Annotated in this window: 6 protein-coding genes; all 6 read right to left on the minus strand. The window is 66.6% G+C overall.

Features of this window, described 5'->3' with window-relative positions; genetic code table 11:
• Positions 1–261: biotin/lipoyl-binding protein (locus JYJ84_RS28830; RefSeq protein ID WP_205189784.1), on the minus strand; the 261-nt coding region annotated here is incomplete at its 3' end.
• On the minus strand, positions 258–962 hold the full coding sequence (locus JYJ84_RS28835) for an ABC transporter ATP-binding protein (protein WP_175220772.1): 705 nt from the start codon (positions 960–962) through the stop codon (positions 258–260). The genes JYJ84_RS28830 and JYJ84_RS28835, both read right to left, overlap by 4 nt.
• A complete protein-coding gene (locus JYJ84_RS28840; RefSeq protein ID WP_175220402.1) occupies positions 959–2,095 on the minus strand; it encodes an ABC transporter permease in 1,137 nt (378 codons plus the stop codon). The genes JYJ84_RS28835 and JYJ84_RS28840 overlap by 4 nt, the downstream gene beginning before the upstream one ends.
• A gap of 28 nt (positions 2,096–2,123) precedes the next feature.
• The gene (locus JYJ84_RS28845; protein ID WP_122950609.1) at positions 2,124–2,312 is read right to left on the minus strand and encodes a DUF2964 family protein; all 189 of its coding nucleotides are present in this window, start codon (positions 2,310–2,312) and stop codon (positions 2,124–2,126) included.
• 183 nt (positions 2,313–2,495) lie between these two features.
• On the minus strand, positions 2,496–3,620 hold the full coding sequence (locus JYJ84_RS28850) for an ABC transporter permease (protein WP_122949855.1): 1,125 nt from the start codon (positions 3,618–3,620) through the stop codon (positions 2,496–2,498).
• Positions 3,621–3,622: 2 nt separating this feature from the next.
• Positions 3,623–4,690, minus strand: a 1,068-nt coding sequence (locus JYJ84_RS28855) for an ABC transporter permease (protein ID WP_205189785.1), incomplete at its 5' end; no start/stop codon positions are given.

Consider the following 4,690-nt stretch of genomic DNA (forward strand, 5'->3'; position numbering starts at 1 on the left):
ATCGCCGGCCTTCACCGGATCGCCGTCGTGCACGAGGATGCGTGTCACCGCGCCCGTCACGTCCGGGTAGACGTTCACGTTCGCGCCGGCCGGCTGCTCGCTTTCGACGATGCCGTTCGCATAGACGCCCCGCGCATACGGATTGGCGGCCGGCTTGAACACCGGCGGCTGCGGCGGCTCCTGCCGGCTGTAGACCCACGCGGCGACGAGGCTTGCCAGGAAGCCGAGCAGGGCCGCCGCGAACACGAGCTTGTGCCTCATCGCGCGCCTCCGCGGTCGATCCCGTTCAGCTTGCCGTCCTCCATCCGCAGGATGCGATCCGCGTATTCGAAGATCCGCGCGTCGTGCGTGACGATCACGATGCAACGCGTGTCGTTCAGCACCTTGTGCTTGACGAAGTCGATGATCATGCGGCCCGTGTCGCCGTCGAGCGACGCGGTCGGCTCGTCGAGGATCAGCAGGTCGGGCTGGCTGACGATCGCGCGCGCGATCGCCACGCGCTGTTGTTCGCCGCCGGACAGCTTGACGGGCGGCAGTTGCGCGCGGTTCCCGAGCCCGACGACCTCGAGATAGCCGAGCGCTTCGTGCAGCGCTTCGTCCCACGGCCGGCGCTTCAGGATCAGCGGGATCGCGACGTTCTCGGCCGTCGTCAGCTTCGGAAACAGGTGGTAGTCCTGGAATACGAAGCCGATCCGGTTCAGCCGGAACTCGGCGATCGCGTCGTTCGGCTGCGCCCACAGGTCGACGCCGTCGATCGACACCGTGCCGGATTCCGGCCGCAGGATGCCCGAGATCACGCTGAGCAGCGTCGTCTTGCCGCTGCCGGACGGCCCGACGATCAGCAGCATCTCGCCGAAGTTGGCCTGCATCGACACGTCGCACAGCGCCTGCGTGCGCGCGTCGCCTTCGCCGAACCATTTGGTGACGCCACGCGCGTCGATCGCGACATTCGCCATCGTCAGCCCCGGAAGATGTCGAACGGCTCGATGCGCAGCACGCGGCGCACGCCGAGATAGCTCGAGATCGTCGCGATCACCACCACCATCCCGAACGCGAGCGACAGGTTGCCGAAAGTAACGAGCGCGGCGTAGTCGGGGATCCGCAGTTTCGCGACCGTGATCATCAGCACGCACAGCCCGACGCCGATGCCGTAGCCGGTCAGCGCGGTGAACGTCGCCTGGAACAGGATCATCGCGACCAGCTCGCGGCTTTTCGCGCCGATCGCCTTCAGCGCGCCGAACTTGTCGAGGTTCTCGAGGATGAACGCATAGAAGGTCTGGCCCGAGATCGACAGGCCGATGATGAAGCTGATGATCGTCATCAGCATGATGTTGGTGCCCAGCCCGGTCTCGTACTTGTAGAAGCGCGCGATCTGCGCGATGAATTCGTCGCGCGTGTACGCACGATAGCCGAGCGACGTCACGACGGCCTTGATGTGCGCGATGTCCGCCTCCGACTTCGGCTCGACGAGGATGTAGGACGTCGTGAAGCGCGGCGACGGGATGTACCGGATCGCACGGGCATACGTCGTGTAGAGCGTGGGCGTGCCGAACAGGCCGCTGGCCGCCACTTTCGCGATGCCGACGATCACGCCGCGGTGGTCGTTCAGCTCGAAATCGGTGCCGACCGACGGATTCTCGAGCTTCGGAAACTCGGGATCCTGGATCGCGATGAAGCCGTTCTCCGCGTAGATGTTCTCGATCCGGCCCTGCAGCATCGTCGGGCGGCCGAGCAGGCTCGCATCGTCGAGGCCGACCACGGTCACGGCCTGGTAGGTGCCGGAGCGCAGCTTGACGAGCGCGGCGCCGGAGTAGAGCGGCACCGCATACTTGACGCCGTCGATGCTGCGCACCGCATCGAGCACGTAGTCGGGCATGCCGATGCTGTTCGCGATCGTCTTCACGGCCGGATCCATCACCCACACCTTCGCACCGATGTTGATGACGGACGCCGACGATTTGTTCAGGATCCCGGCGAACAGCGACGTCATCTCGATCATCAGCAGCACCGAGAACGTGATGCCGACGGTCAGCGCGGTGAACTTCGCGCTGTCGTTCACGAGCAGCTTGAACGCGAGGCGGAGGATGCCGTTCATGATCGGGCATGAACCAGGTGCGGGCGCATCATGAATGCTCGCAGGCGGCCGGATCCGGCTGCGCGACGAAGGCGGCAAGGCCCGACACCAGCGCGACGATCGCATACGGGAGGACATGCACCCCCACCAGCATCGCGTGCACGACGCCCAGCAGCGACGCGAGTGCAACGAACACGCCGAGCGTGGCAAGAACGATCCGGTTGGGCGGGCGCATCATGACGTTCTCCGGGGAGGCGGCCGCCGGCCGCCCGTGAGCGCGATCCCGCGTTGCCGCAATCGCGGCCGCGACGGCTTGCGCAAGTCGTGACGTCATGATCGCGTGAAGGGTTCCGCCACGGTTGATCTGTATCAACGGGCGAATCCGGGCGCCGCGAGGGCATCCGGCCGCTTACCCGGTCGCTTACGCCATCTGCGTGATCGTCTTGCGGAAGCGCATCAGCGACAGCAGGAACAGCGCGCAACCGATCGCGAACAGCACCGCGAACTGGATCCAGACCGCATCGAGGCCGGCGCCCCGGTACAGGATGCGTTGCGCGAGTTCGACGAAATGCGTGGTCGGCGCGGCCAGCATGATGTCCTGCACGGCGAGCGGCATGCTCTCGCGCGGCGTCAGTCCGCCCGACAGCAACTGCAGCGGCAGCAGCACGAGCACCAGCAGCATCCCGAACTGCGGCATGCTGCGCACGAGGGTCGCGAGGAAGATGCCCATCGACGTCGTCGCGAACAGGTGCAAGGCCATCCCGGCCACGAACAGCGGGATGGAGCCGGGAATCGGCACGCGCAGCGCGCCGCCCACGACCAGCGTCAGCGACGCGACGGCCGCCACCGTGACGACGAGCCCCATCGACCAGACCTTCGCAAGCATGATCTCCGCCGCGGTCACCGGCATCACGAGCAGGTGCTCGATCGTGCCATGCTCGCGCTCGCGGATCAGCGCGGCTCCGGTGAGGATCATCGACAGCATCGTGACGTTGTTGATCAGTTCCATCAGCGCGCCGAACCACACTTCGTCGAGATTCGGGTTGAAGCGCATCCGCATCGCGAGATCGACGGGCGGCGACGACGCGCCGCGATAGCGCCGCACGAATGCATCGATCTCGCCCGACACGATCTGCTGCACGTAGCCGCCGCCGGTGAATGCCTGGGTCATGCGGGTCGCATCGACGTTGAGCTGGATCGTCGCATGGCGGCCGGCGAGCACGTCGCGCTGGAAATCCGGCGGAATGTCGAGCGAGAACGTGTAGTCGCCGTTGTCGAGACCGCGGTCGGCCGCAGCCGCGCCGACGATCGGGGGCGGGGCGAACTGCGGCGGGAAGAACGCAGCGGCGATGCGCGCGGACAGCGGCGACGCGTCTTCGTCGACGATCGCGATCGGTACCTTGTGCAGCGTTTCCGGGCGCGCGGTGGCGGCGACGTAGATCGACGCGCTGAATGTATAGACGATCAGCACGAGCAGGATCGGGTCGCGAGCGAGGCTCCAGAGTTCCTTGACCCCGAGCCGGAAAATGACGAGCAGGCGCGACATGGTCAGCGCTCCTGTTTGCGCAGCAGCACGGCGGTCATGACGAGGATGACCGGCGCCGCCGCGAGCAGCGGCCAGAACTGCGACGACAGGTCGGCCAGGCCGAGTGCCTTGTTGAATACGCCGCGGCTGATCGCGAGCATGTAGGTGGCCGGGTAGACCGTCCCGATCCACTTGCCGGCGCCTTCCAGCGACGACAGCGGCGTGAGCAGCCCTGAGAACTGCACGACGGGAATCAGCGTGCCGACGATCGTCATGAAGATCGCGGCGATCTGGCTGCGCGTGAACGTCGACGCGAACAGCCCGATGCCCGTGGCCACCACGTTGAAGACCAGCACCGCGGCCGCCAGCGTGAAGAAACTGCCCTTGATCCGCACGCCGAACGCGAGGTCGGCCAGCACGACCATCAGCAGGAAGTTCAGCATGGCCAGCATCACGTAGGGCGCCTGCTTGCCGAGCAGGAATTCGGCCCGTGTGACCGGCGTCACGTACAGGTTGACGATCGACCCGAGTTCCCGTTCGCGGACGACAGCCAGCGCCGTCAGCATCGCGGGCAGCATCAGCAGCAGCATCGGCATGATGGCCGGGATCATCGCCGGCAGGCTCCTGACGTCCGGGTTGTAGCGATAGCGCACGGCGATCTCGACTGCCGGTGCGAGCGACACGCCGAGCCGGCGCTTGGCCTGGTCGCGCAGCCAGTTCTCGTGCATGCCGGCGACATAGCCGCGGATCGTCTCCGCGCGCATCGGCATCGCGCCGTCGATCCACACGCCGATCTCGACGCGCCGGCCGTGCGCGACGTCGCGGGCAAAGCCGGGCGGAATCTCGATCGCGAGCGACAGCTGGCCGTTGCGCATGCGCCGGTCGATATCGCGATCGTCCACCAGCGGCGCGCGCGGCACGAAATAGCGGGAGCCGCCGAGGTTCTGCGCATAGTCCTGGCTCAGCATCGACTGGTCGTGGTCGAGCACCGCGAACGTCAGGTTGTCGACGTCGAGACTGATGCCGATGCTGATGACGCACATCAGGACGAGCGACCCGAACAGCGCCAGCGTCGCGCGCAGCGGGTCGCG

It is taken from the genome of Burkholderia sp. LMG 13014, from assembly GCF_905232215.1.
In the GTDB taxonomy this organism is placed as follows: Bacteria; Pseudomonadota; Gammaproteobacteria; order Burkholderiales; family Burkholderiaceae; genus Burkholderia.

What these genes read in the sequence shown, in the direction of transcription:
- JYJ84_RS28840 (WP_175220402.1), bottom strand. Translation starts at nt 2,095, where the DNA reads ATGAACGGCATCCTCCGCCTCGCGTTCAAGCTGCTCGTGAACGACAGC.
- JYJ84_RS28845 (WP_122950609.1), bottom strand. Translation starts at nt 2,312, where the DNA reads ATGATGCGCCCGCCCAACCGGATCGTTCTTGCCACGCTCGGCGTGTTC.
- JYJ84_RS28850 (WP_122949855.1), bottom strand. Translation starts at nt 3,620, where the DNA reads ATGTCGCGCCTGCTCGTCATTTTCCGGCTCGGGGTCAAGGAACTCTGG.